This window comes from Brevibacillus nigriterrae (genome assembly GCF_049846925.1).
Taxonomy (GTDB): domain Bacteria; phylum Bacillota; class Bacilli; order Brevibacillales; family Brevibacillaceae; genus Brevibacillus_H.
Map to the genome: position 1 here is coordinate 1 of NZ_JBNCMT010000041.1, position 23,322 is coordinate 23,322.

Below are 23,322 nucleotides of genomic sequence, written 5' to 3' on the forward strand. Positions count from 1 at the left end.
ACCCGTCCGCCGCTAGGGTCCGAAGACCCTCGCTCGACTTGCATGTATTAGGCACGCCGCCAGCGTTCGTCCTGAGCCAGGATCAAACTCTCCAATAAATTTGAGTTGATTCTAAACTACAAAACATTTTGCTTGGCTAGTGTTTGATTCACTTTCAAAACGCTTTATTGTTCAGTTTTCAAAGAGCATTTTGTTTTCTTTGCTCTCACCTCTTCTCGAGAGGCGGAGTTACAATATATCATGTTTCGTTCTATCAATTCAACCCACAATATTTGGTAGGTTCGCCACTCGATCGCTAGAATTTCTATATCAGAATCTTGTACTCTCGTTGGCCGGAAGAACAATATATCACGTTTGTCTTCCTGAACTCAATCCTCAATATTTGGTAATTACCACTCAGTTATATTAGCACCTCGTGGGTGGATTTATAATCTATCACGTTTATGCTTCCTATTACAAATGTAGTTTTTGGAATAAACATATCTTCAAAACCGAATTTGTAGTATTAATATAGAAGAGTTCCGATAATAGCGCTTATCGGAACTCGAATTAAATCTAGCTATTATATTGTTAATTAGTCTATACTTACATCCATTGTTCAACTGCTTTGTTTTGGTTCACAAGGAAAACTATTATTTGGTTTTGAAACAAAAAGTCTTTAATATCTGTTAACCATTTACGGTGAATGTTATCTCCAGGAAATGCCATGCCTACTTTAATATTTGAATGTTCCTTTGCTTCACATTGCATCTTTGCACATCGATAAAGTGCCTGCATCACATGAGTTTTGCGTTGATTACTCGTAAACGGCATACCGTATCTTTTAGTATGTACTTGGCTGCTAGTTTCTCCTTTTGCTTCAACTAGAATTTTGACATTTTCTTTAGGATGATATGCAATTATGTCATCTCCTTTTTCATTTGTATTTAGTGCCTGCTGAATAACAAAACCCTGATTTACTAAATGTTTGCAAACCGCTTCAATTACGTCATTTTCTGTAATCATTTTTTCACCTGTTCCAAATAATAATCTTTTATCAATGTATTCAGAATAACTTACATATATATAAACCGTTCAGGTCCCCTAAATACTTCTTTTACATGCCAATGTATAAATGAATCCTTAGGAGCATACTCAGGTCGAATTGGTTGTCGAAGATTTTTGCCATGAAATCTCATCAACCACTCTTCAAAACCAGAAGTACCATGAGCATCTTCTGATACTAGTAATCGATTATCAAAAGAAATAGTGAATACTCCGCGATCGAATAATTTATGATGAAGGGAACAAAGCGCAATTCCGTTTTGTTCAATATCTGGTCCCCCGACCTGATGCCATTTTATATGAGCTGCTTCTATTGCAACTAAATTCCTTCCTAAACGAACGTTAAAACCACAAACTACACAACTGTATTCATATGCTCTTATTATTCTTTCTCTAAACTCGGGATCTCTATGTTTTTTATAATATAAGCTATTATTTAATCCAACTTCTTCAAGAATGTCTTCATGCATGGTTTCTGGAAAGTGTTCTTGTAGTATTTGTGAAGTGATTTCCTGAACTAATTGATTATTTTTTTGTAGTAGCTCGATAACTTCATTATTAAACCCACCAGCTACACTCTCTCTTAATAGAAGTTTGTCACTGAAGTTACGCTTATCTATTGGAAAAGTTAAATCCCATATTCCATCTCCTAAGAGTCGAACAAACGGCTCTTCAGGATGATAGGATTTTCGAGGTGGTCCAAATTCAATTAACAAATTCTTTAGTTTTTCTCTTACCTCTTCATATTGGAGATTTGTTTTTCCTTTTTGAAATTCTCCAAGAGCATAAAGAATTAGTAACGGTTTATGAGGTGCTCTTTGCCCACTCTTCTTCCAAATCGTTAAGTTAGTGAACTTTTGCTTTAGTTCTATTTCGTTCATGTAACTTACTCCTATTCATCCTACCTTAATTTTTCTCTTTTATTATTGTATCATATTATGGTAATTCTACATTTCAAACAAAATAAAAAGGTCCGATAATTACCCTTATCGGAACCAAGATATAGAAGAAGCTCTCAAATCCTATTTCAATAGGCTTGAGAGCTTCTATTGTTTCAAAACTGTAAATAAAACTCGAGGGCTTCTTTCTCAAGTTGAGAGATCATTTGAATAAAATCAGTATAATCATTTTCTACATGAGATTTGTCTAATGCCTGATAATAAGTTAGTCGCTGTTCCTTTTTAATTACAACTGGAACATAACCAGACTTCATTAATTCTAAATTAAGTAGCAATCTTGCAGTACGCCCATTTCCATCAATAAATGGATGTATCTTTACAAATAAACTATGTAAAATTGCAGCTCGGTCAACTGCATGCATTTGTTTGCCTTCACCGTGGTACCATTCAATAAGTTCCTTCATTTGATCATCTAAGAAAATGGGGTCTGGTGGAATATGTATGGCACCGCTTATTAAAACTTTGTTTTTACGATAACTGCCTGCATTTTCTTGGTCGATTCCTCTTAGAATTATTCCATGTAAATCTTTAATGATTCTTTCAGAGAATCTCTCTTTCTTTTTCACGATATCTTCAAGTAGTGTAATGGCGTCTCGGTGATTTAGAGCTTCTAAATGTTCTTTAACTGATTTCCCACCAATTGTAATCCCATCTTCCAATACAACTTTTGTTTCAGTTAAAGTAAGTGTATTGCCTTCAATTGAGTTAGAATGATATGTCCATTCAACTATTAGATGTTCGTGAATGTTACGCATTACGTGCTCAGGTAATGGTCGCTTATCATCTAGTTTTTTCTTTAATAAATCGATCTCATCAAGAATGGCCATCTTCTATCTCCCTTCAAACATCTTCCAGTATGTATATTATAATTCATTTTAAAGGAATTACGAGGGCTGAATAGATTTATTATCAATTCTAGGCGGATACATCAAACCTATAGCAAAATACTCTCATCGATAAGTTCTCATTAGTTGCCGAATAGATAAATTGAACTATTCCAATTAAATTGGGCTACCATTAAATCAGGTAGCCAGCGTAAAATTATTTGTTCCGATAATTAACCTTATCGGAACCAGAAAAAATCTTTTTATTTTGATTAAACTTTGGAAGTGTATTTTAAATCAATCCACTTCTTTTTGTTCAACAAAGGAATCTCATTACTTGAACAAATTAATTTAACATATGTCATAGTTTGTTAAATGCCCCTCCATACTCATCCAAATTAGTAACTTCACTCACAAAAAACCTCCCTATAGAATCGGCATTTAACATTACAATAAAATTTGGTATATTACAGAAAATTATATATGGAGGATTTATCGAATGAGTTTAATCCTGAGTTTATTGTTATCATACAATTTAACTACAAACGCTGTACCAATGAGCAATGGGCTTATTGAATATGTGCAATACTCTAATGAGTTATCTGCGATGCAACAGGAAATAAGTATGGAATTCTACGATTCTGGTTATAAATTCTATAATGAAATAATCACACTTGATGTAAATGGCAAACCTTCAAACGAATCAATTGGTGAAATGTTTACCAATTTAAAACCGAAGAATGATAGTGAACGTTACCTCTGGTCTTTATTACAAGTCTTACATATGGAAAAGATGTTTTTAGATCATGATGGAGAAACGCTTAGTGAGAGAGCTTCATTTGAGCAAACGAAATTCATGCTAAATCAGATTTTTATTGGGGAATGAACGAATACTTAGAAGGCCTGAATAAAGATGGTCTGTTTAACTCAATTTCTCTTTTTGTTAAGAAGCCTCAAGTATCTCAGAGTTTCGTAGATGTTGCCGATAACTTCAGAAAATGTATTCGTTAATAAAACTTCAAGTGGTAACCAGCCTCCATACACAAAACTGCCGTAAGAATAACCAACTTGTTTTCAAGGACTCTAATCACATACTTATTTGTATTTTTTTGCCATATTGTTATCATTAGAGTAAAAAAACTCGTTGGAGGAATTTATGAAGAAGTTATTAAAGTATTTCACATCTTTTCTTTTATTTTTTTTACTATTACTCGAATCAGTAATTGCTGCTCCTGCTCCCCTTGATTCAGAGATTACTATTGTAAATCAACATAAATTAGCGGTAGGCAAATCAGTTAAAGTTATTGCAAAAACTGAAAATGTTGGGACTGTTTCAGATATCAAATTTGAAGTATATGCAAATAAGAAAAGGAAATCACTCACAAAGGTTAAAACATCAACAGAAGACACATTCCACTTTACTGAAGGATACTTTACTCCAACTGAAACAGGAAACTATGATATTTCTTTCTACATGGATCAAATAGATACTAAAGGTAAAACAATTTATGCAAGCGGAGTAATATCTGTTAGGATTATTGATAAGTCTCAAATTGACATTACTGTTAGCCCGTCAACTGCTACTCTTCAAAGAGGGGATGAAGTCTTCTTTGTCATAAAGTACAATGCTGATCCCTCAATTGAGTATACTTTTGAAAGTAATTATTCCTTTAACCTTGAAGAAGTCTCAGCTGAATATGATAAATCTACTGGCTACTACAAAAAAATTGTAAAATTTATACCTGCTTTTAGACACAATGCTTTAGATTTTTCAGTAAAGCAAGTAATTAAAGGAAAAAAACGAGAAGGAAAAACATACTCCACAATTACAGTTGAGTAAAGCTCTGCTAAGCAGAGCTTTTTTATTGTTCTCTGTTCTAGTACTCACTTTTATCCTGCCGGGTGAAAGCTTTGCTGCAGAAAATCCTGTTGATGATATTCAAACGATAGTAGAGGAAAGAAATAGACCTTTAGAGCCACGCCTGCCTGTAGTGAATCCGACATAAGATTGAACTTCTATGTCACGATTTCTCGGGACATTTTCTATTAGCTTCCTTCTTATACATCAGGGAACGTTTCTTCCCTTCCCCCTCCCATTTAGCACAAGTAATGATGTGTTAATTCACTTACAAAAGCTGTAACTTTATTACCCGCTAGTCGTAGATACTTACTGAAGGAGCTGTGATGATGAATGGTGGTCTTTGTAATTATTTTCTATCTCTTCTGGTTCGTTATCACTGGCTTTATAGCACTAAATCCACGTGCTGCTTGGGAGCTTCTTGGCAGTTGGCAATCTACACGTTACCCATCAAGACAATATTTTCTATTACTCCGGCTATTTGGTATCTTGGCTTTCTTGGGACCATTAATCTGGTTTATGACCAAAAATCTCTAAGTACACCCTCTGTTTTACAAATCGTGTGTTTTGTTTAACTGTTCGATTCTTCAAAAATTCTGGTATAATTTTGGTAGTAATTTTTGGAAGGATGATTCAATGCTGTATTTTATTGGTTTTATAGCAATGCTATTTTTAATATTTTTTCTTGAGACCATTCATCGTATTGTCAATGACCCTAAACGATATGCCTTCCAAACGATCATTACATCATTCTTGGGTGCATATTTACTAATTTTGATTATCGATAAAGTCAGCTAATCAACAGGAATCTTTGCAAACTTACCGATGAGTTAAATTGACCGAATTCCTAAATATGGTAAAATCTCATAAGGTTAGAATCCTATTTTTGAGGTGATCCCTGATGAACCAAAGTGACATGGAATTTACCATCGTAAAAGTTAGACAAAAACTATTATTTGGAATGTTCATTTGTATCTTTTTAATGGTTCTACTCCCCTCATTTCCTCAAGATGTTGAAGAGTATTTTTCCATCACCTTTTTGGAAAGAACTATCCTTCCAACAATCATGCTTTATTTAATGATTCACTATTTGATTTTTCCATTCTGGCCACGGATTAAGGATTGGTTTAATAATTAACACCTTAACTATTGTGATAAATGAATGATTTACTTTCCTACCAACTGTCATCCAAATAAAATTAAGTAATAACTCTTTGTATCCTTAGCTGAGGTGTTCCAATGAAAATATATGAAAATAGAAACAAAAGAATTGTCGGCATCAACGGAATGAAAATTGGTGGTTGTATACTGAAACAAAGGTGTGTTGTTTGTAACAGAAAATTGGTGTACTACGACCGTTTTGACGCAGAATTTTGCCCGAACTGCAATCAATGGAATATAGAAAAATGCTCTGATTCAGATTGTAATTATTGTGTAGCAAGACCATCCAAACCCATTGTTAAGTAGATATTTAACTGGGTACACATTTTGTAAAATGGGTAGTTACTGCACTAATGCTGCTCTTTAGCTTAACAAAAAAGTTCCGATAATGAACCTTATCGGAAACATAACAAAAAATTCTCCGCAGCAAAAGTAAGTTTTTGGGTTTTCCGATGAAGTTTCATTATCTGAAAAATTAGAGAATCCAACCACTTCAGTTTCTGGGATTGTTACACTTTTGACATTCAGCGCCCCTGTCCGAATCACGAACAATTGAACAGCAAAATGCAGGGGTCAGGTTTACAAGGCATCTGCTTCTTCCGAAGAAGTGCAGTGACCTTTCGGTAGCCGTAACGAAATTTATGTTGCATGCAAAGTTGCCGAATCTTTTCAACCGTAGGATCCTTTTGCTCTAGAAAGCTTCTTGTTTTCCACCGATAATAAGTGGATCGAGAAATACCTAACCAAGCGCAAGCTTGGGTAATACTTATTTCTCCTTTGACTGCTTCCACAGACTTAGCCGCAACTCTTCGTGACACCTCCTTTCTACTTCCTTGTACTTTTTTAACACATCCAACTGTTGCTTTAAAAGCCGATTCTCTGCTTTCACTCTCTCGAGTTCAGACGAATATTCTGGACCTTTGCCATAGCTGTATTGTTTGCCAACCGGCTGCTCTAATCGATAAAGTTCACCTTCTCGATACCACTTCATCCACACCTTCAACTGAGTCACATTAAATATCCCAAGTTTATTCATGACCTCTTTTACTGGAATGCCTGCCATTCTCATTTGAATCGCTTGCATTTTCACTTCCATGGGGTAACTAACTCTTGTTGCCAACGCAAAAACACCTCCAAGATTATCTCCATATCTTACGACATGGTTCCATTCTCTTGAAGGTGTTTTGATTTGTCTCACTTTACGGGGCAGTCCCTAAAGAGGAAGCTTCTTTTTTAATGTATTATATAATTTGACCATATCTTATCATAGGTGATTCCATGTCTTTTCCTGTTTGTAACAGCTATAAATATAGAACAGAATTGCCACTTGGTTTGGCTTTAATTTAATTTTTTAGTGCTTCACTCCACCAATGTTGCAATTGGCTGTCAAAATTACCTTTATCAATACTATCCATTAACTCTTGGCCGTCTATGGGGACGATTAAAATGTCATCCTGCGATGTTCGGAGATCTGCTAATTTGAATGTGCTTTTAAATCCATTCCAAGAAATAAAATAACCTAATTTTGCTCTTCCTCTTCTGTTGAGGATTTTGTCTTTAAAAAGGATTAATTCATCCTTTCCACATTTTGATGACCAATTTTTACATTCGACCAAAATGAGTGGGGTTTCTTTCAGCCAAAATGGATTTGTTGATCTATTTAGGACAACTATATCAATTTCTTCAGTTTTGGTTCGCACGCGTTCGGATACGGTAAACCCTGGTACACTTGCGAAGAGCTTAGAAATTAACTCCTCCAGTAAAAGACCTTTTTGATTCCGTTGATCCTTGTCTTTGTTATCTATAAGCACTTTTATTTTTTCAATAAGAGCTGGAACCTCTACCAACTTTAATTTCGAATAATCCGATTGAATCCTTTTTAATTGCTCGGTGAGTAACTCTTGTGTTTTATTTACTTCTTGATCAACCCAATCTAAAACAGAATATCCGTATTTGAAGATATCGGATAGGAGACAAACGTTTTTCGGGTGAATTGCATAATTCAAAAGAACGTGCGTTCCCATATTTTCGAATTGAATATCCGAAACGTCTTTGAATTCTTGCTCCCTAAATAAAAGTAACCTACTCATCAAATCGATATGATGACTAATATTAAGCGGGAACTGCCAGTTTTCTTTTTGCCAACAGTGTGACATCCAGATAAAAGAATTACCATCGTTTATACTTATGATTCCTTCAGGAATACTCTCATTAGGCAAACTAAATCCAAAGCGACTCTCAAATTCATCCCGATGGAAAAAGAAATTTATTGCTTCTGGTACATCTTCCATCTTTATTCCCTCGGCTACTTTTTTGCAAATAATATAACTATTAGATTCGTCATCATGGCTTAAATCGTATGTTTCGATAAAGTCATCTATATCCATTCGAGTACCTCTATTCATATAGATCATTGTTTTATGCAGAAATGTGTTTCCACCATTTTGCTGTAGTCTTACTAAATAGTAAACCATGACAGGGGTTATTTGTATAAAATGAAAACTCTTCTGAAGCCAAGTTCATAAAAAACTTTCCAGAAAACATTTGAGGGTCTTTTGACATGCTCTTTTTTAGTATCATTCTTATTGTTTATTACAGGAAATATGTTGAAAGCTATTATCTGATTGAGTTGAATAAAAATATCCAATAATGAACTTTAAGGGAATCAATGAAATCTTTTAAACAATTAGATTTATTCTTCCAATAGGTAGTAACATTAACCCGTCTGATTTATAAATTATACTCACTTAACACAAATAGAGGTTGTTGAAGAAAATTAATCGGATATATATCTTCGCTTGCTGTAATAAGCGCTTTTATTAATATCCCAAATTATATTTTTCTGTAGTCATGAATTCATTACATGGTGGTTGTAAGTATATATAACCCATACTACAAGAAATAAGTGCAAAAGTATCTCTATTATTTAATTTTTCTATGTCTAAAAAATCCAATTACAGAGATGATTAGTGTCAAGATACATAACGTATTAGTAAATGATAGGAACAACTTGTTTTGGTAATATGAATTGCTTAATACCAAAGCGGATGATAAAAAAGTTAGAGAATATACAACTCTATTTCCCAATTACGTCTCCTCTTTTCTTTAATTTTTTTGACATTTCGTCAAAATCTGATTCATAATTATTCTATTGGAATTAGCTTCTCTAATTCAGCTTTTTAACTTATCTAATAATACTTAGATTACAGTATGGTGCGAATAATTTAGAAAATGCATTCCTTAAAGTTGCTTTGCTAATAATGAACCTTTACGTCACACACCTAATTACTAGATCTGAAAATTTTTGCTAACTTTTGTAGAATAGAAATATTCGATACATCATTCCATTCAATAAACTTAAAAAATAGTTCCTTGTTAATGACAAGAACTGGGCCATCCTCAATAATGCATTCAGGAGGCAAAAAGTTAATTTTATTAGTTTTGTCCTTGTTTGTCTGATTCCCAAATTCGTCAATATTAATAAAAATAGAGTTATCGTCACGAACATCAAAATTTTGTCTATGACTACGGAATAACTCACGCCAGATGAATTTTCCACGTTCGTCATAATCGTTAAATTTCCCCTCTGGAAACCAATCTGGAAGATCAAGACCGCATTCAGAATAATAGCTTTTGAATATCATTCTGGCCACATGCAAAAAATCATCAGATGAATAGAATTCTTTACAATCTTTCAGAGTCTGAGACATTCTATATGTAAAGTCTTGGAATAAAGACGAATCAATATTCGTCATGATTTCACTTAAATATTTGCTCGAACTAGACATTAATGACTTCTGGAAGGTATTGTCAATTTGGAGATAGTAGATTCGCATCGCGGTTTGTGAATTTACATCAAATCCTGTAGCATTTGTGGTACCGATTAATGCCGGGTGCTTACCCTTACGTTCATTACTAATAAACTTTATTAGACGTTCCCCTCTTTTTGCTGCCGAGCTGGTAAAAAACTTGGGATCGATCTCGTCTATTAATATCGGATTAACATTTGATGAATGGAAGTAATCCCATAAGATGTTCGCATCTTTTACTTGCTCATAGGCCATGTAGGGCTTAATGTTGCCCAATAGCATTCCAACAAATTCCAGTGCAGTAGTTTTTCCAGACATTGAACGACCCGCGATTATCAAAAAAGGTGGAAAATGACGCCTTACGCTTTCACGACCTTCCTCTGTTGCATAGTGTTCACGCATCTTCCAGATGTAGGCTGCCATGAAACTGTATATTATGATTTCACAAATTCGGGATTGGTTACGTATATCTTCGCGAGCTGTAAACAAACTATAGGCTTCAATAAATTTGTTAATAAGCTCAAGGCTTCTTAAAAGTTTTTCATGACTTCCAATTGGCTTCGAGAAGGGAATTAGCTCTTGATTTTTGTGATTTTCTTCTTTAAGTGGTTGTAAGTTTCCTGTATAAAGTAAATGGGTTACATCATTATATATAAGATGAAACCTGTTATCCAATTCTTCTGATTTTTTATGAGTCTTTGATATTATCGATTTTATTGCAACAGCCTTTTGTTTTAATTCAGCTAAAGGAAGAAATTTATATGTTTTGGATTTTGTTTCTTTTTTTGTAATAACTTCAACGATCTGTTTGAATTTAATAACATTTTCCTTTTCTACTTCAATTTTGTCAGGTAGAAGCTTAATCTTTTCCATTTCATCTTCTGATAATTGGAGTATTACCCGATTTTTAGTAATCTCATCAAGCAAAATATCTTTTATTATCTCTGGATCAGCAACCCAAATTTGCTCTTTTAGACTTCTTGTCTTTATTATTTCTGGAATATAGTCTGAAGTTTGTTCATATATCTGAAGATACCGTCTCCGATATACTTCAAATAGAGGAGAGTTATCGAATACTATAATATCTTCAAATTGTTTCTTACTCCGGAAAGCATTCTCTGTAAAATTAGCAGATCCCATGATAACCCGATTTGTATTTTCGCCTTTTAATAGATAAAATTTTGAATGCACCGAAATTCCTTGTTTTGCGTATCGAACATGATATTGATTCGCACATATATTTTCCTTTACTGATATAGGTAATGATTGAAAAAAAGTAATGCGCGCTTCTACATCAAGAAATTTATCTAAACCAGATGCAAATGGACCGGCTACATCTCCATCTTCTATTCCGAGAATTAGACTGATCTTCTTAAATTTATTAGTAATACTAAAGAAAAATTTTGGAGAAGCAACATATGTTACTGCTAGAAGTTCATCAAATAATGATGCATTAAAAAGATCTTCAATACTCATTTTTATTGGTTCCATATCCTTTACTAAATGTAAGAACTCAATATCGAAGCCGTTCTGTTGCTCATCAAAAAGTGATAATTGATTTTCTTCTACAGATAACATAGATGCCTCCTATTTTATAAATTTTTCTACCTAACAAATTCTTAACCGAAAACACTTTTCTGATCCGTAAATGCCGGAATATACGGTAAAAATAAATAGGTCCAATCTTATTTTTATCCTTCGAATACTGGGCCAAGATGGGCTCGAAGATAAACTTCAAGATCATCGAGCAAGTTAATATTTTTTTCATCGAGATAGAAATGATCTCTATCTGTAAATGCTAATAACCAATCTTTAATAGAGTTCTCATCAATTCTTTCAAACCCAAGAAAAGACCAAAGAATTTTTGATCTGATTATGCTACCGGCTAATGTACTCTTAGCGGATTTTGGGTTGTAATGTTGGGATAAAAACCTAGCATTGCTTTTGGGACCAACCTTACCAACCTTTAATATTCGGTTTGCGCCTACAGGATGAATTTCGCCATAAAATTGTGAGATTGAGAAGACATAAATCGCACACTTATTTACCGGAAGACTTTTCGGTATGTGCGGAGCTAATAACAACTCATGCTGAATAATAGATAAATCATTGGCATCCCCAGAAGCGTGTAAAAAATCGTTTATTAATTGAATTGGATTCTTAATCAAAATATTCCCTCCATTACATTTAATAGTTTCGAAATTTTCTTGAATTATTTATATTCAAGAAACCTTTCTTCCTTCGCTACTTTTTAGCGTTATCTATTTTTGTTTTCTTCTGAAATCAGAAACATTGTTTCCTAAACCGTTCTAACCCAAACAGATATTTTCTATAATCTCTTGTTTCATCACAATCATAATCATACTAATGACAAATGCTGTCAGGGAACGTTAGTTCTGCTAACAGCATTTGTCAAAATATTCTTCAGTTATACATAGAATACATTTGCTTTATCTCTTCAAGCATTTGTTCTCTGTATTTTACTGGTCCTAATAGTTCTGCATCCTTTCCGTATTGCTTCATCCAACGTAAGAATTCCTCTGAACCTCTTGTAGTGACAGTCAATGTTAATGAGCCGTCCTCATTATCCACTAGGATTGGAGCCGAATCATAGCGCTGTTCTTTAATATAACGCGCGACCTCCTTCGAAAATCTGACTGTAAAAGTTACTTCTTCTGACTCTCCTTTGATTCCCCATAGCTTATCTAAGTATGTTTCAATTTCGAATCCGTCTTCAATATAAAATCGTTTTGCGGTCAATTCAATGGAACGGAAACGATTTAACCGAAATACCCGAATGTCCTCTCTTTCATGGCAAAATCCAATTATGTAAAGGTAGCCACCACGCGGTACGAGGTAGTATGGGTCGATCATTCGATTCGTTAAATCTTCACGTGACATTGTGTAATATTGACATATAATCGTTACCTCTTTAATGATTGCCTCGATAATCTTCTCCATAATACGATCATGTTCTGTATCGATTTGATCTGAATGGATTCGAATACGTTTACTTAGATGGATAAGATTGTCATTTACCTTGAAACGAGTGAGAATTTTTTCCATTGCTGATTGAAATGACTCTTGAAATGGATGATCTTTTAATTTGGTCTGACCAGACAATACGGGATACAAAGAAATCGCTAAGTATTCTTGTGCACCAAGTTGCCCAGGAGTATGAATATGGTTCTCTATCAAAAAATACCCTTTGTTCCCTTCTAGCATGATTTGAATCCCGCATTCATCGAGTCTCTTGATATCCCTATAAATGCTTCGAGTTGAAGTATCTGTTTGTTTTGCGAGTTCCGGAGCTGTTACACCAGGGTTTTGTTGAATGGTAGTGAGTATGTAAAATAAACGCTGTATCAGTTCCATTGGTAGAACCTCCGGGATTAGGAAAATGTATACAGTAAATAAGTACTATTTTTATTTGTTAATTCCTTCTAAAAGTAAAAAACCCACAATTATTTGTGGGTTTTAATATTCATATATTTTAACTTGTTAGAGAATAGACTTTCTGCTTGATTAGATGAAAAGCATCTGAATATTATTCGTTTTATATCGTCAATCTCTCGTTCCGTGATGTTAATGCGACTTTGAAATCCAACAACTATTGGGTTATCTTGATCATCTATTACGGTTTTTACCTTAAGAAGTTCTTCATTTCCTTGTTTTTCAATCGTAAATTTAAAGAAAAATGCGCTTCCTCTTCTAGTGTAATATTGAACCTGTTTTATTTGTATTGCGTTCTTTTCCCAGAGGCTCAATGAAGGAATATACATATTGCGTTTAGTTTCCTTATTGGTTCTTGGGTTGTCGAAGCACCAGTAAACATAATTGATAAATTCTCCTACTCCTAATCCATTATATCCAGCAAGTATTTGCACGAGTTTATCCCAGTTTTTTTCTATCTCACTATCGTTTATTGATGTTATCCATTCAAAGGGATTATGATTTGCCTTTAAGCCATTTAGTTTTCTATTAAGTGGATATACATTTCCAATATAAGTTCCTCCATGTCCGGTTGAGAGAGGAATAAAATGATCAATACTTAAATTCGTACCGGAACCTGTTAGAGCACAACTATTTTTAAATTTTGAAAGTAGTTTGTTAAACTCTACGGTGCATAATTTAGAATATAGTCCTTTTCTTTTGGATCTCGATAAATGGTAAGGAATATTTGAAATCAGAGTGTTTTTCTTTTTCTTGATATGCTCGTGAGGGGGAGATAATAATTTACGAATCTGATTTTCCTTACCTGAAAATGTTTAAAAATACTTCATAAACATTTTACAGGTATATTGTGCATGATTGATTGCGCTATGTTTTTTACCAGTAAAGTTTATTCCTGATATTTGGAGAGCCTGCTGTAAACCTACTTTCCTCTTCGCTTTGATCGCTGACATGAACTCAAATTGAAGATCCTTGTATGGTAATAACCAATTAACCTTGATACTATACATTTTGCAGTTTTGCTCAAGTACAAGTTGGTCTTGTTGTCCCCAAGTCATAATCACATATTTTTCCTTACCTAACCATTTGAAAAAGTTAGTCATGATTTTTGGGAATTTTGTTTCAAAACGAAAATTGAAAGTCTTTAATCCTATCATATCAATTGTTTTATGGTTTAACTTTCGAAAAGAAGGCTTAATATACTGGTGAAATCTTTCTCCCTCTAGTAATAATCCATCGACTTCTTTTACTTTTATAGCTGCAATTTCAATTATCTCTGGGAAATCATCATATGAGGTTGGTACAATCCATTCTATATCCATAATCACATAATTCATCCGGTATCACTCCTCATCGTGGACTTCTATGAAAAGAATACAGGTGATTATGACAAGTGCTGTCAGGGAACATCTGTTTCATTAACAGAATCTTTTGTTTATAATTTCTGGATACACGGATTCTTATGTAAAAGGAGTGGTTCCTATACAAAAACCCTACGTAATCAAACGAGGAAACTCATGGTACTATCGAATAACTGTCGGTAAAACAACAGAAGGAAAGCGAAAGACAAAATCAAAAGGTGGTTTCAGAACAAAACGAGAAGCTGTTAATGCTGCAACTGAGCTACTCATCCTAATAAAGAATGGTCATTACAACGAATACTCTCAGATGCCTTTCGGTGAGTTCATGGAACAATTCTTAACGGATAAAAAACTTCGAATTCGCCCTTCCACATTGGAACAGTACACCTGGGCTGTCCGTAAACAAATCATCCCTGCTATTGGAGATGTTCCTCTTGGAAAGCTGAAGCCTTTTACCTTGCAGGAATTTTATAATAACCTTGCTAGAGAGGGTAAGGTTTCTAGTATGAATTTAAGAAAGATCCATACGCTTATAAAAGCAGCTTTGAAAAAAGCTGTGAGATGGGAATTAATTGACCGAAATGTGGCTGAGTTATTGGATGCTCCGAGAGAGGAAAAAAGTGAAATTGTCGTGTGGGATCTTGATCAGGCTAAAAAATTTATTTCGTTCGCTGAGAGTTACCCTTACTATTTAGCCTTTTTACTTGCTATAACTACCGGAGCGAGACAAGGAGAAATTCTCGGGTTACGTTGGAAAGATGTCGATTTGGAAAGAGGCATCATTTCTATTGTTCAAACACTAAGTCATGATGGAAAACGAATGAATCCTGCACCCAAAACAAAAGCTGGTCGCAGAACATTATCTCTCCCCACCGAAGTTACACAGGAATTAAAACGATGGAAAGGTTTGCCAGATCATTTAGTCGTGCAATCAAAAGCAGATACTCCGATCAATCCCCGCAATCTAAATCGTCAATTCAAAAATATCATTGAGAAAGCTGAATTACCAAATATTCGCTTTCACGATTTGCGTCATACACACGCTACCCTCCTACTCCTTCAAGGAGTTCATCCCAAAATTGTCGCGGAACGTTTGGGCCATGCCAACACAAGAATGACGTTGGATACATACAGTCACCTACTACCCAATATGCAGCAAGAAGCAGCGGAGAAATTTGGACAGATATTCTTTACTTAAAGGTTGTTATCACTCATAAACGTAAAATTGCGAACGCCAAAAGCGTTCTTTTTTTGTTTGGAATTTCATGTTTATAAACGCCTACTCTAGTCAAACATAACTATCAGGGACACTAACCATAATATCCATGGACGGTACGATAATTATCTGAACGACTCTATAACTCTATGAATCTACTAACAGAATATATATTATGTTAACTTAAAAGAAGCCAGTCATTCAAGGAACGTAAGGGGTTTGCTTCAAGTACTATTTGTTCAATATTCGTTATCGAGATTACTTATAAATTGGTTACTAAATAACCAAAAAGTCCATTTTGTATCAGGTTAATATGCATTCACTCAAATGAAGAAAAACTGTTTACCTTACACAAATACGCTATTTTTCACGTAGATTTTGTTGCATCTTCAAGCAGATAAATAAGAAATTAGTTAATTCCTAGACTAGAATTGTCAATCTACCAAAACCTCCATCTACATAGATATGAATTATTTAGGTGAAATTTATTCAATTGATATCGACAAAGACACTGAATCTATTAATTGGTACTTATCTATAGTCGGTGCTTTATCTAACATAAATTTCAGTTACTCTAAAAAAATTATTTAAAAATATGTTTACATTAAATAAAATCCGTTGTAAGATAAAGTTAGGATAAATGTAAAATAATTCCAAATTGATAAATTGGAGGTCAAGAATATGAATAGAATCGACAAAAATCAAATCAAAATTCGCCTCACTCCTCCACCCAAACGAAATCACCAGAGAACTCTAGATAACCTGGCAAGACTACTCGAACAACAAAAACTTAAAGTTTTAACATAAAAAACGACCACTATGCTGGTCATTTTTTATTTGAGGACGGTTTGTATATTTTTCTTTTACTGCGTTTTGAAGATCAGAGAAATAGGTTCAGTTGAACCCTCCGTTTACCCGAATCGTTTGTCCTGTTATCCAACGGGCTTTGTCGCTGACGAGCAACTCGATCGCATTCGCGATATCCACTGGTTCGCCAAGCCGTTCAAACGCGTTCATTCGACGGTAAGAATCAATCAACTCCTGTGATTTGCCGTTCAAGAATAACTCTGTCGACACTTGACCGGGCGCGATGCAATTGATAACGATGTCCTTAGGACCGAATTCCTTTGCTAATTGGCGAGTCATCTGCTCGACTGCACCCTTCGTTGCAGCGTAGACGCTGTACGTCGGGAGAATTGCGCCCGACACGCTGGTCGAAAAGTTAATGATCGTCCCGCCTTTTTCCATATACTTCATCGCTTGTTGGCAAGCGAAATAAGTACCTTTCACGTTGATAGCGAAATTCCGATCAAACATCTCCTCTGTTACGTCCGCGATAGCCGTGCATTCCATAATTCCGGCATTATTGACAAGAATGTCCACTCGCCCAAAGCGCTCGAGTGTCTCCGAGAATAACGCTTTGACTTCGCTCACCTTACTCACGTTGGCACAGATTGCAGTTGCGTCGACGCCGAATTGCTCAATCGTCTTTACAACCTCGCCTGCTTTCTCTTGATTCGAGGAATAATTGACGACAACCTTTGCGCCGTTTTCAGCCAATTGGATTGCCACTTGCCTTCCAATGCCCCGCGACGCCCCTGTTACGATCGCAACTTTCCCATTCAAACTCATTTCCGTTCTCCCCTTTATTTTGATTTTGGCTGTTTGGATATCTGCTGTGTTCGACCTTGCAAGTTTATTTTAGTAAATGTTTGTATTAAGCTGTTAGAACAAACCCGTTCGATCCTTGCCTAATTCTCTTCTATCTCGTTATTATTAGAGTAAACTTGATCAGTATTGGAAAGGAACTCGCAAACATGAACGAATTACTTCGCTTGGAGCAAGCCTTGCAACAATTGGCGGTCTTGATACGTCACCATGCGCCTTCGAACGGCATGCATCAGACGGCCGTGCCTGCTTTAGCGCTGATGCATGCCACACAGTTGTCGGAGCCACTTGAATCTGTATATAAGCCATCCATTTGCGTCGTAGCGCAAGGGGCGAAAATAGCCACACTGGCCAACGAAACCTATAGGTACGATCCTTCGACTTACTTGGTCACTTCTGTCGAATTGCCGATCATCGGCAGAATCATCGAAGCTTCGCCCGAGACTCCATATTTAAGTTTGAAACTGAGCTTCGACACAGACGTCATCGTAGACATCATGAAGGAGATGAATTGCCCAGATTTCGTTCCCGCAGAAGCCTGTCGTGGAATAACTGTGAACCGAACATCTCCTGAATTACTCGAAGCAATCGTGCGGCTCATGCAATTGCTCAACGCCCCTGAGGACGTTCCGATTCTGGCGCCGCTCGTCACCCGCGAAATTTTGTATCGAATACTTCAAGGCGAACAAGGCACCTTCTTGCATCAATTCGCAATCAGCGGTAGCCATGCGCACAACATTGCTCATGCGATCCAGTTGATTAACCGGCAATTTAACCGTCCGCTCGTGATCGAGCAGCTTGCAAAGTCCGTGAACATGAGCACGTCTGCGTTTCATAAACATTTCAAGCGCGTCACGGCGATGAGCCCATTGCAATACCAGAAGACAGTGCGTTTGCAGGAAGCCCGGCGCTTAATGTTGACGGAATCCGTGCAAGCCTCCGATGCTGCCTTCCGCGTTGGCTACGAGAGCCCATCCCAGTTCAGCCGGGAATATGCACGTAAGTACGGACATCCTCCGATGCTGGATATTCGGAAGCTTCGCGGTTCGATCGCAGGCTCCCATATGTTTGGCTGAATTTCAGGAAAGACCGTGTTCTCCATGTTCCGTGAAAATAAAGTTGTAGACTGTAAAATAAAGTATTAGACCGAAAAATAAAGTACTAGACTATGAAATAAAGTGTTAGACTGGCGGCCAGTTATTCAACTAACAAGCAGTTAAGCTTAAAATATAGAGGTATGGGATTTCAAATAATCAGGACATGGTTTTCCAAATTGTGATAATGTTGTGTTCGATTTGTATTTTGATCTCTTTATTTATTAAGGTGTAGTAACATAAAGTAAAAATTTTGTAGGGGGATTTTTAAATGCCTGATCTCTTGCTTGAGTTATTCTTGATTAACTTATCTTTATTTCTCTTGCACGAAATGGATGCGATAAGACGTTCTGAGTGGAGATTGTTTATCGTGCTTAAGGATATGGAAGATTCTAAAGCTTATAAAGTCTTCACATTTATTCACCTTCCTCTTTACACAATAATACTCAATTTACTTTTTAGTAAATACCAGACAGTTACTTTTTGGGTCCTAGATTTATTTTTAATCATACATGCAATCCTACACCTTTTTTTTGAAAAGCACCCCCGTAATGGATTTAAAAATACATTTTCAAGAACAATTATTTATCCAATGGGAATCCTTGCAGCTATTCATTTAGTATTACTATTTAATAACTGAGTACCAATAATATCAAAGACAAAGATGTTTGATTCGATAGCAATAATAAAACTCATATATAAAGAACTGACGACTAAGCTAACAAGAAAACGATTGTTTAATAAAGCAGAGGCAGTCTAGGACTTTATTTTCTCGTCCAAGGCTGCCGATTGTCCTTTAAACAAATCAGTCTAATACTTAATTTTCAAAAGATGCCGATTTCCAAATCAAAAATCCTCATAAGATCAATATCTCCGGTCTAATACTTTATTTTCTTTGAACACTCCATCGATAGTCCAAGTGTGCGAGTGAGCTCATCCTATTATTGTTCTGGTTTGATCATCCCAAGTTAGACTTAATCCAAAGAACTCAAAGATTGCACGAAAAGGTACTAAAGTGGTTCCATTTTCAATAATTGGCGATTCTTTCAATGGCAAGGGGGAATTATTAATATATATTTGGGGAGCTTTTTTCCCGATTGAAATTAATCCTAGATTCTCAATAACACTATAAAGGTTTCCAGATTTTCCTGTTACGAGGCAAGAACTTATATCTCCTGATGCTTGTTGGTTGTATGAATTATAAAGAAATACAAATAGCTCTTTACCTGTGGGAGATAATGAATATTGGTTACCAAAACTATCTGAGAAATAAACGTTTCCATAAATATCTGAAGTAATATCTTCTACCACTGAATAGGGTAATCCCGCCTTTTCATATTTCCATTTTAGTTTTCCATTTTGATCTACATTAATTATAAAGTCGTCGTCTTTTTCTAAATAGAAACCACCATTCTGGTCATTTGGGATGTAAAGGTTATCGATTATTTCTTGTGTTATTACCGAGTTTTTAACTTCATTCCCTAAACTAAATGGGGGATATTCGCTTAGAAAGCAAAAAGCCAAATACCTCCCCTGCAGCGGCAAAAGGGAACTGATAAGAAATTTTTGTTTTCATTGGAGAAAGATGAAGTCCCTTGGGCTGTGGGTTACCGTAATGCCCGCGATTGTAACGATACCCGCCAAAAATAAATGGCTGATTGTTTGCGATGTCTGTTTTTTTACTTTAACCATAATGATCTCTCCTCTTCTCATCTATTTGTTGTGACTGTCCGCTTTGAGCGGAATGATTACGGCCTTATCGGTTTCCTCGACCCCATTCGTGCTCGGGATGAGCTTAATGGACTCCGGCCTCTCCCTGAAAAATCGGTTCCTAGACTTTCAGAACTTGAAGCAGACGTACAAGAACTGTACGGAAGAAGGAAAAATGGTTTTGGATGCCACTCCCGGAGCAAGCCTAGTTGTTTTGTTAGTGGCAGCTGTCAAAAAGTACGGTTCTTAACGGGTATATCAAAAACGCGAAAGGAGCTAGCAATGAGCAGCCCCTTCCGCGTTTTTTTGCATGGAACCCTTTATTCAAAAATGCCCTGATCACGAGAAATCCAGCTTGTCATCAATGATACGAAACATCTCCTTGGTCCGCGCCGGATTAGCGTGTAGCCAGTTCTCTCCCAATCATCTGCGGCGCTCCAATATTTCATGATGCTTCTTAATGAGTTGCCGAAGCTGTTGCTCGTCTCCTTCAAATAGAAATGTGAGCTCGCTGTCGCTTGGTATTCGCATCCCAGTCTCCTCCCTATGTTCACCCAATCGGTCAGAGAGATTCTATTTCTTGCTATATAACGAATCTAGGAAGCTCAGCTTAACCTGTTTAACAGCGAACATTGAATTCGGATTCTACCAACTTCCTATTTATCAGTTATTACATTATCCCCAATCTACTATAAACCCTTTGAATTTGCATCGTAATGTAAACAAATTCCATTTCAGGAAATTCAAAGTCGTATTCCTCTTTTACGAATTGACCTACTTTTTGTGCACAGGAATAAGATTCTTTATATTTTTCTTTAACAATTTGCAGCATTTCTGGTCCTAAATCAAACCATTCTCCAGATTCCGAACGTTGTACGGCAAAACGCAAATGCGTGACCAATCGCTCATACGAAACGGTTTCCACCGCAATTTTCATATTTAAGTAGCTTTCTATGATTTCTATCATATCCCGTATCATCATGGCTATATCTAGTGTCTTTTCTATAGTTCCAGCATTCATCTTGGCCGTATGGATATGCAGCGCGATATAACCGACTTCATCCTCCGGGATCTCAATCCCCAGCTTTTCGTTAATCAATGCCTTCGCCCAGCATCCTAATTGAAATTCTTTGGGATATAAAATTTTGATTTCATTAAGCAAGGTATTTTTAATAAGCATTCCGTTGGTCAATCGTTCTAGGGCAAACGACAAGTGATCGGTAAGCGCGATATGAATATGCTCATTTAATGAAACACCCAGCTCTTTTTCTGTATAGGAGATGATTTCCTCGGCAATCTGAATATGTTCCTCAGGTAGCGTTGTTACTATTTCTTCGAATTTTTCATATTCTGATCTATCTTTCATAACAAAGATTTTTTCAATCCTCGATTGAATGACGGGATCGTTCTTTTTTTTCTGGAACGCGATCCCTAACCCTATGACTATCTTTTCCTCTCCACGATCACTAACCACAACCGTGTTGTTATTTAAAATTTTTTTGATTTTCATAGTGTTCCTCCTTCTCTATCTTCCAGTCACCTGTTCAATTTCATTGTGAGCAAGAAGAGAGATAGTACACCCGTGAAGTCCGTTACATCAATTTTACTGTAACTACATGATTGGCATTCATCCAATTAAATCCAAAATAGGTAAATGGATTTTATTCTTTCTCTTCCTTTATCCCCATCATCCAAGTAGCAATGAACGCAGAAACAACCGCAATGAAAAAACCAATGAGATAATGGATTAGATTAGGCATTCCAAGTGGTGCTGTAATCGCGATCATTGGAATTCCTGTCAGGCCAAAGGAGTTTGCTGCGACATGAGTATATACAACATAAGCACCGCCTAGCGCTCCTCCAATGGCCGCTCCAATAAAAGGTTTGACTAGTCGGAGGTTTATTCCGAAAATAACAGGTTCGATGATTCCCAAAAAGGAAGAAAGCGCAGAAGGGATGGCAATCTCCTTCAGTTTTTTATTTTTTGTTTTGAAAAATACCGCTAAAGCGGCCCCGCCCTGGGCAACATTAGCCATCGACCAAATGGGGAGCAAAAAGTTTACTCCAACCTTCGGATCAGCAAGCAGCCCCGCCTCAATCGCATGTATGCCATGATGCAATCCGGTTATAACGATGCACGCATATAAACCGCCAAAAAGGATTCCGGTAATGAATCCGCCATACTGAAAGACATAACCCAGGCTATTTGTAATCAGACCGCCTATCCACATACCTAAAGGCCCAATCACTAATAGAGAGATTACGCCCGTTAAGATAACAATTATGAAGGGGATCACCAATAAATCCAAAGTATGAGGCACCCATCTTCTTAAACCTTTTTCAATCTTACTCATTACGAATACCGATAACAAAATAGGAATAACCGTACCTTGATAACCGATTAATGCGATTTTAAAACCAAGCATATTCATATATTCCAGAGTGTTGTTTCCAAGTTCGGTAGGATTCAATAAAGAAGGATGTGTTAATATGCCGCCAATAACAGCACCCAAGAATGGATTGCTGCCAAATTCTCTGGCTGAACTGAAGCCAATAAGGATAGGTAAAATAATAAAGGCGGAACTAGAAAATATATTAAGCATCCTCATCCATGCACTATCAGGGGCAATCCAGTCAAATGCCCTCACCATACCGATAAAACCCATTAGTAAACCGCTGGCCACTATAGCAGGAATAATTGGTATAAAGATGCTGGATAAGGTCTTTATAAATTGAGTGATAGGTTTTCCCATCGTCTTGTTCTCTTCGATCCGGCTGGGAGGATTTCTTGATTGGGTTCCCTCCGCTTCAACCAATGCCTTATATACTTTATTTACAATACCTGCCCCAAAAATAATTTGTATTTGCCCGGCCCTCAAGTAGACTCCATCCACACTCTCCATCTTTTCAATGGAAGCTATATCAACTACTTCTTCGTTTTCAAGCACCAAACGGAGTCGGGATGCACAATGGGTCGCTCCTTTAATGTTTTCTTTTCCCCCTATAAATGGCAATAACTCTTTCACAACTTCTTTCGAATACATCCTGTTAACTATCTTTAGTTCCTCCTTCATTCTTATTGTTTTTTTATGATGTGATAAACGGTTTCCGATTATGAGTAAAAGACGTTCAGCACAATACTGAACGTCGAAATGCTCCTCATTT

The 23,322-nt window shown here is 36.2% G+C and carries 22 protein-coding genes and 1 rRNA gene; 7 read left to right on the plus strand and 16 right to left on the minus strand.

Annotation, left to right across the window (positions count from 1 at the left end; translation table 11 throughout):
• The 4 genes from ACPW7N_RS22950 to ACPW7N_RS22965 all read right to left on the minus strand — a co-directional run.
• Nucleotides 1-98 (minus strand): 16S ribosomal RNA (locus ACPW7N_RS22950); the annotation flags it as partial.
• Between the two features lie 487 nt (nucleotides 99-585).
• Nucleotides 586-1,005, minus strand: coding sequence for a hypothetical protein (locus ACPW7N_RS22955; protein ID WP_425653778.1), 420 nt, complete (start codon nucleotides 1,003-1,005; stop codon nucleotides 586-588).
• A gap of 50 nt (nucleotides 1,006-1,055) precedes the next feature.
• On the minus strand, nucleotides 1,056-1,925 hold the full coding sequence (locus ACPW7N_RS22960) for a phosphorothioated DNA-binding restriction endonuclease (protein WP_425653779.1): 870 nt from the start codon (nucleotides 1,923-1,925) through the stop codon (nucleotides 1,056-1,058).
• Between the two features lie 173 nt (nucleotides 1,926-2,098).
• A complete protein-coding gene (locus ACPW7N_RS22965; RefSeq protein WP_425653822.1) occupies nucleotides 2,099-2,824 on the minus strand; it encodes a Fic family protein in 726 nt (241 codons plus the stop codon).
• A 502-nt stretch (nucleotides 2,825-3,326) separates the two neighbouring features.
• Here ACPW7N_RS22965 and ACPW7N_RS22970 point away from each other — a divergent pair.
• The 3 genes from ACPW7N_RS22970 (at nucleotide 3,327) to ACPW7N_RS26800 (ending at nucleotide 5,222) form a co-directional block, all read left to right on the plus strand.
• Complete coding sequence (locus ACPW7N_RS22970; RefSeq protein ID WP_425653780.1) at nucleotides 3,327-3,713, plus strand: hypothetical protein; 387 nt, start codon at nucleotides 3,327-3,329, stop codon at nucleotides 3,711-3,713.
• 270 nt (nucleotides 3,714-3,983) lie between these two features.
• The gene (locus ACPW7N_RS22975; protein ID WP_425653781.1) at nucleotides 3,984-4,667 is read left to right on the plus strand and encodes an immunoglobulin domain-containing protein; all 684 of its coding nucleotides are present in this window, start codon (nucleotides 3,984-3,986) and stop codon (nucleotides 4,665-4,667) included.
• 351 nt (nucleotides 4,668-5,018) lie between these two features.
• Nucleotides 5,019-5,222 (plus strand): DUF6199 family natural product biosynthesis protein, encoded by a 204-nt coding sequence (locus ACPW7N_RS26800; protein ID WP_482759059.1) that lies wholly within the window; start codon nucleotides 5,019-5,021, stop codon nucleotides 5,220-5,222.
• 1,166 nt (nucleotides 5,223-6,388) lie between these two features.
• Here the strand turns inward: ACPW7N_RS26800 and ACPW7N_RS22980 are convergent.
• The 8 genes from ACPW7N_RS22980 to ACPW7N_RS23015 form a co-directional block, all read right to left on the minus strand.
• Nucleotides 6,389-6,664 carry an IS3 family transposase gene (locus ACPW7N_RS22980; RefSeq protein WP_425653782.1) on the minus strand — a complete coding sequence of 92 codons (276 nt, stop codon included), beginning with the start codon at nucleotides 6,662-6,664 and terminating at the stop codon, nucleotides 6,389-6,391.
• Nucleotides 6,613-6,966: a helix-turn-helix domain-containing protein gene (locus ACPW7N_RS22985; RefSeq protein WP_425653783.1), complete on the minus strand. Its 354-nt coding sequence runs from the start codon at nucleotides 6,964-6,966 to the stop codon at nucleotides 6,613-6,615. Before ACPW7N_RS22985 ends, ACPW7N_RS22980 begins: the two co-directional genes overlap by 52 nt.
• A gap of 223 nt (nucleotides 6,967-7,189) precedes the next feature.
• On the minus strand, nucleotides 7,190-8,233 hold the full coding sequence (locus ACPW7N_RS22990; RefSeq protein ID WP_425653784.1) for a restriction endonuclease: 1,044 nt from the start codon (nucleotides 8,231-8,233) through the stop codon (nucleotides 7,190-7,192).
• An 894-nt stretch (nucleotides 8,234-9,127) separates the two neighbouring features.
• Entirely contained in the window at nucleotides 9,128-11,233 is a 2,106-nt protein-coding gene (locus tag ACPW7N_RS22995; RefSeq protein ID WP_425653785.1) for a phospholipase D family protein, read from the minus strand.
• A gap of 113 nt (nucleotides 11,234-11,346) precedes the next feature.
• On the minus strand, nucleotides 11,347-11,823 hold the full coding sequence (locus ACPW7N_RS23000) for a hypothetical protein (protein WP_425653786.1): 477 nt from the start codon (nucleotides 11,821-11,823) through the stop codon (nucleotides 11,347-11,349).
• Between the two features lie 256 nt (nucleotides 11,824-12,079).
• Nucleotides 12,080-13,030 (minus strand): helix-turn-helix transcriptional regulator, encoded by a 951-nt coding sequence (locus tag ACPW7N_RS23005; protein WP_425653787.1) that lies wholly within the window; start codon nucleotides 13,028-13,030, stop codon nucleotides 12,080-12,082.
• A gap of 89 nt (nucleotides 13,031-13,119) precedes the next feature.
• Nucleotides 13,120-13,542: a hypothetical protein gene (locus ACPW7N_RS23010; protein ID WP_425653788.1), complete on the minus strand. Its 423-nt coding sequence runs from the start codon at nucleotides 13,540-13,542 to the stop codon at nucleotides 13,120-13,122.
• A 381-nt stretch (nucleotides 13,543-13,923) separates the two neighbouring features.
• Nucleotides 13,924-14,445 (minus strand): exonuclease domain-containing protein, encoded by a 522-nt coding sequence (locus tag ACPW7N_RS23015; protein WP_425653789.1) that lies wholly within the window; start codon nucleotides 14,443-14,445, stop codon nucleotides 13,924-13,926.
• Nucleotides 14,446-14,581: 136 nt separating this feature from the next.
• Here ACPW7N_RS23015 and ACPW7N_RS23020 point away from each other — a divergent pair, with 136 nt between their 5' ends.
• Nucleotides 14,582-15,667, plus strand: a complete 1,086-nt coding sequence (locus ACPW7N_RS23020; protein WP_425653823.1) for a tyrosine-type recombinase/integrase — start codon at nucleotides 14,582-14,584, stop codon at nucleotides 15,665-15,667.
• A 912-nt stretch (nucleotides 15,668-16,579) separates the two neighbouring features.
• On the opposite strand, the gene ACPW7N_RS23025 is transcribed toward ACPW7N_RS23020, so the two are convergent.
• On the minus strand, nucleotides 16,580-17,317 hold the full coding sequence (locus tag ACPW7N_RS23025; RefSeq protein ID WP_425653790.1) for an SDR family oxidoreductase: 738 nt from the start codon (nucleotides 17,315-17,317) through the stop codon (nucleotides 16,580-16,582).
• A 185-nt stretch (nucleotides 17,318-17,502) separates the two neighbouring features.
• On the opposite strand from ACPW7N_RS23025, the gene ACPW7N_RS23030 reads away from it, so the two are divergent.
• Both ACPW7N_RS23030 and ACPW7N_RS23035 read left to right on the plus strand, forming a co-directional pair.
• Nucleotides 17,503-18,429 carry an AraC family transcriptional regulator gene (locus tag ACPW7N_RS23030; RefSeq protein WP_425653791.1) on the plus strand — a complete coding sequence of 309 codons (927 nt, stop codon included), beginning with the start codon at nucleotides 17,503-17,505 and terminating at the stop codon, nucleotides 18,427-18,429.
• Nucleotides 18,430-18,718: 289 nt separating this feature from the next.
• On the plus strand, nucleotides 18,719-19,087 hold the full coding sequence (locus ACPW7N_RS23035) for a DUF6713 family protein (RefSeq protein ID WP_425653792.1): 369 nt from the start codon (nucleotides 18,719-18,721) through the stop codon (nucleotides 19,085-19,087).
• Between the two features lie 293 nt (nucleotides 19,088-19,380).
• Here the strand turns inward: ACPW7N_RS23035 and ACPW7N_RS23040 are convergent, their stop codons facing one another.
• Nucleotides 19,381-19,971, minus strand: a complete 591-nt coding sequence (locus tag ACPW7N_RS23040; protein ID WP_425653793.1) for a stalk domain-containing protein — start codon at nucleotides 19,969-19,971, stop codon at nucleotides 19,381-19,383.
• Nucleotides 19,972-20,245: 274 nt separating this feature from the next.
• On the opposite strand from ACPW7N_RS23040, the gene ACPW7N_RS23045 reads away from it, so the two are divergent.
• A complete protein-coding gene (locus tag ACPW7N_RS23045; protein WP_425653795.1) occupies nucleotides 20,246-20,407 on the plus strand; it encodes a hypothetical protein in 162 nt (53 codons plus the stop codon).
• 420 nt (nucleotides 20,408-20,827) lie between these two features.
• On the opposite strand, the gene ACPW7N_RS23050 is transcribed toward ACPW7N_RS23045, so the two are convergent.
• Together ACPW7N_RS23050 and ACPW7N_RS23055 are read right to left on the minus strand one after the other, a co-directional pair.
• Nucleotides 20,828-21,667: a PRD domain-containing protein gene (locus tag ACPW7N_RS23050; protein WP_425653797.1), complete on the minus strand. Its 840-nt coding sequence runs from the start codon at nucleotides 21,665-21,667 to the stop codon at nucleotides 20,828-20,830.
• A 151-nt stretch (nucleotides 21,668-21,818) separates the two neighbouring features.
• The gene (locus ACPW7N_RS23055; protein ID WP_425653824.1) at nucleotides 21,819-23,201 is read right to left on the minus strand and encodes a sucrose-specific PTS transporter subunit IIBC; all 1,383 of its coding nucleotides are present in this window, start codon (nucleotides 23,199-23,201) and stop codon (nucleotides 21,819-21,821) included.
• Nucleotides 23,202-23,322 lie beyond the last annotated feature (121 nt).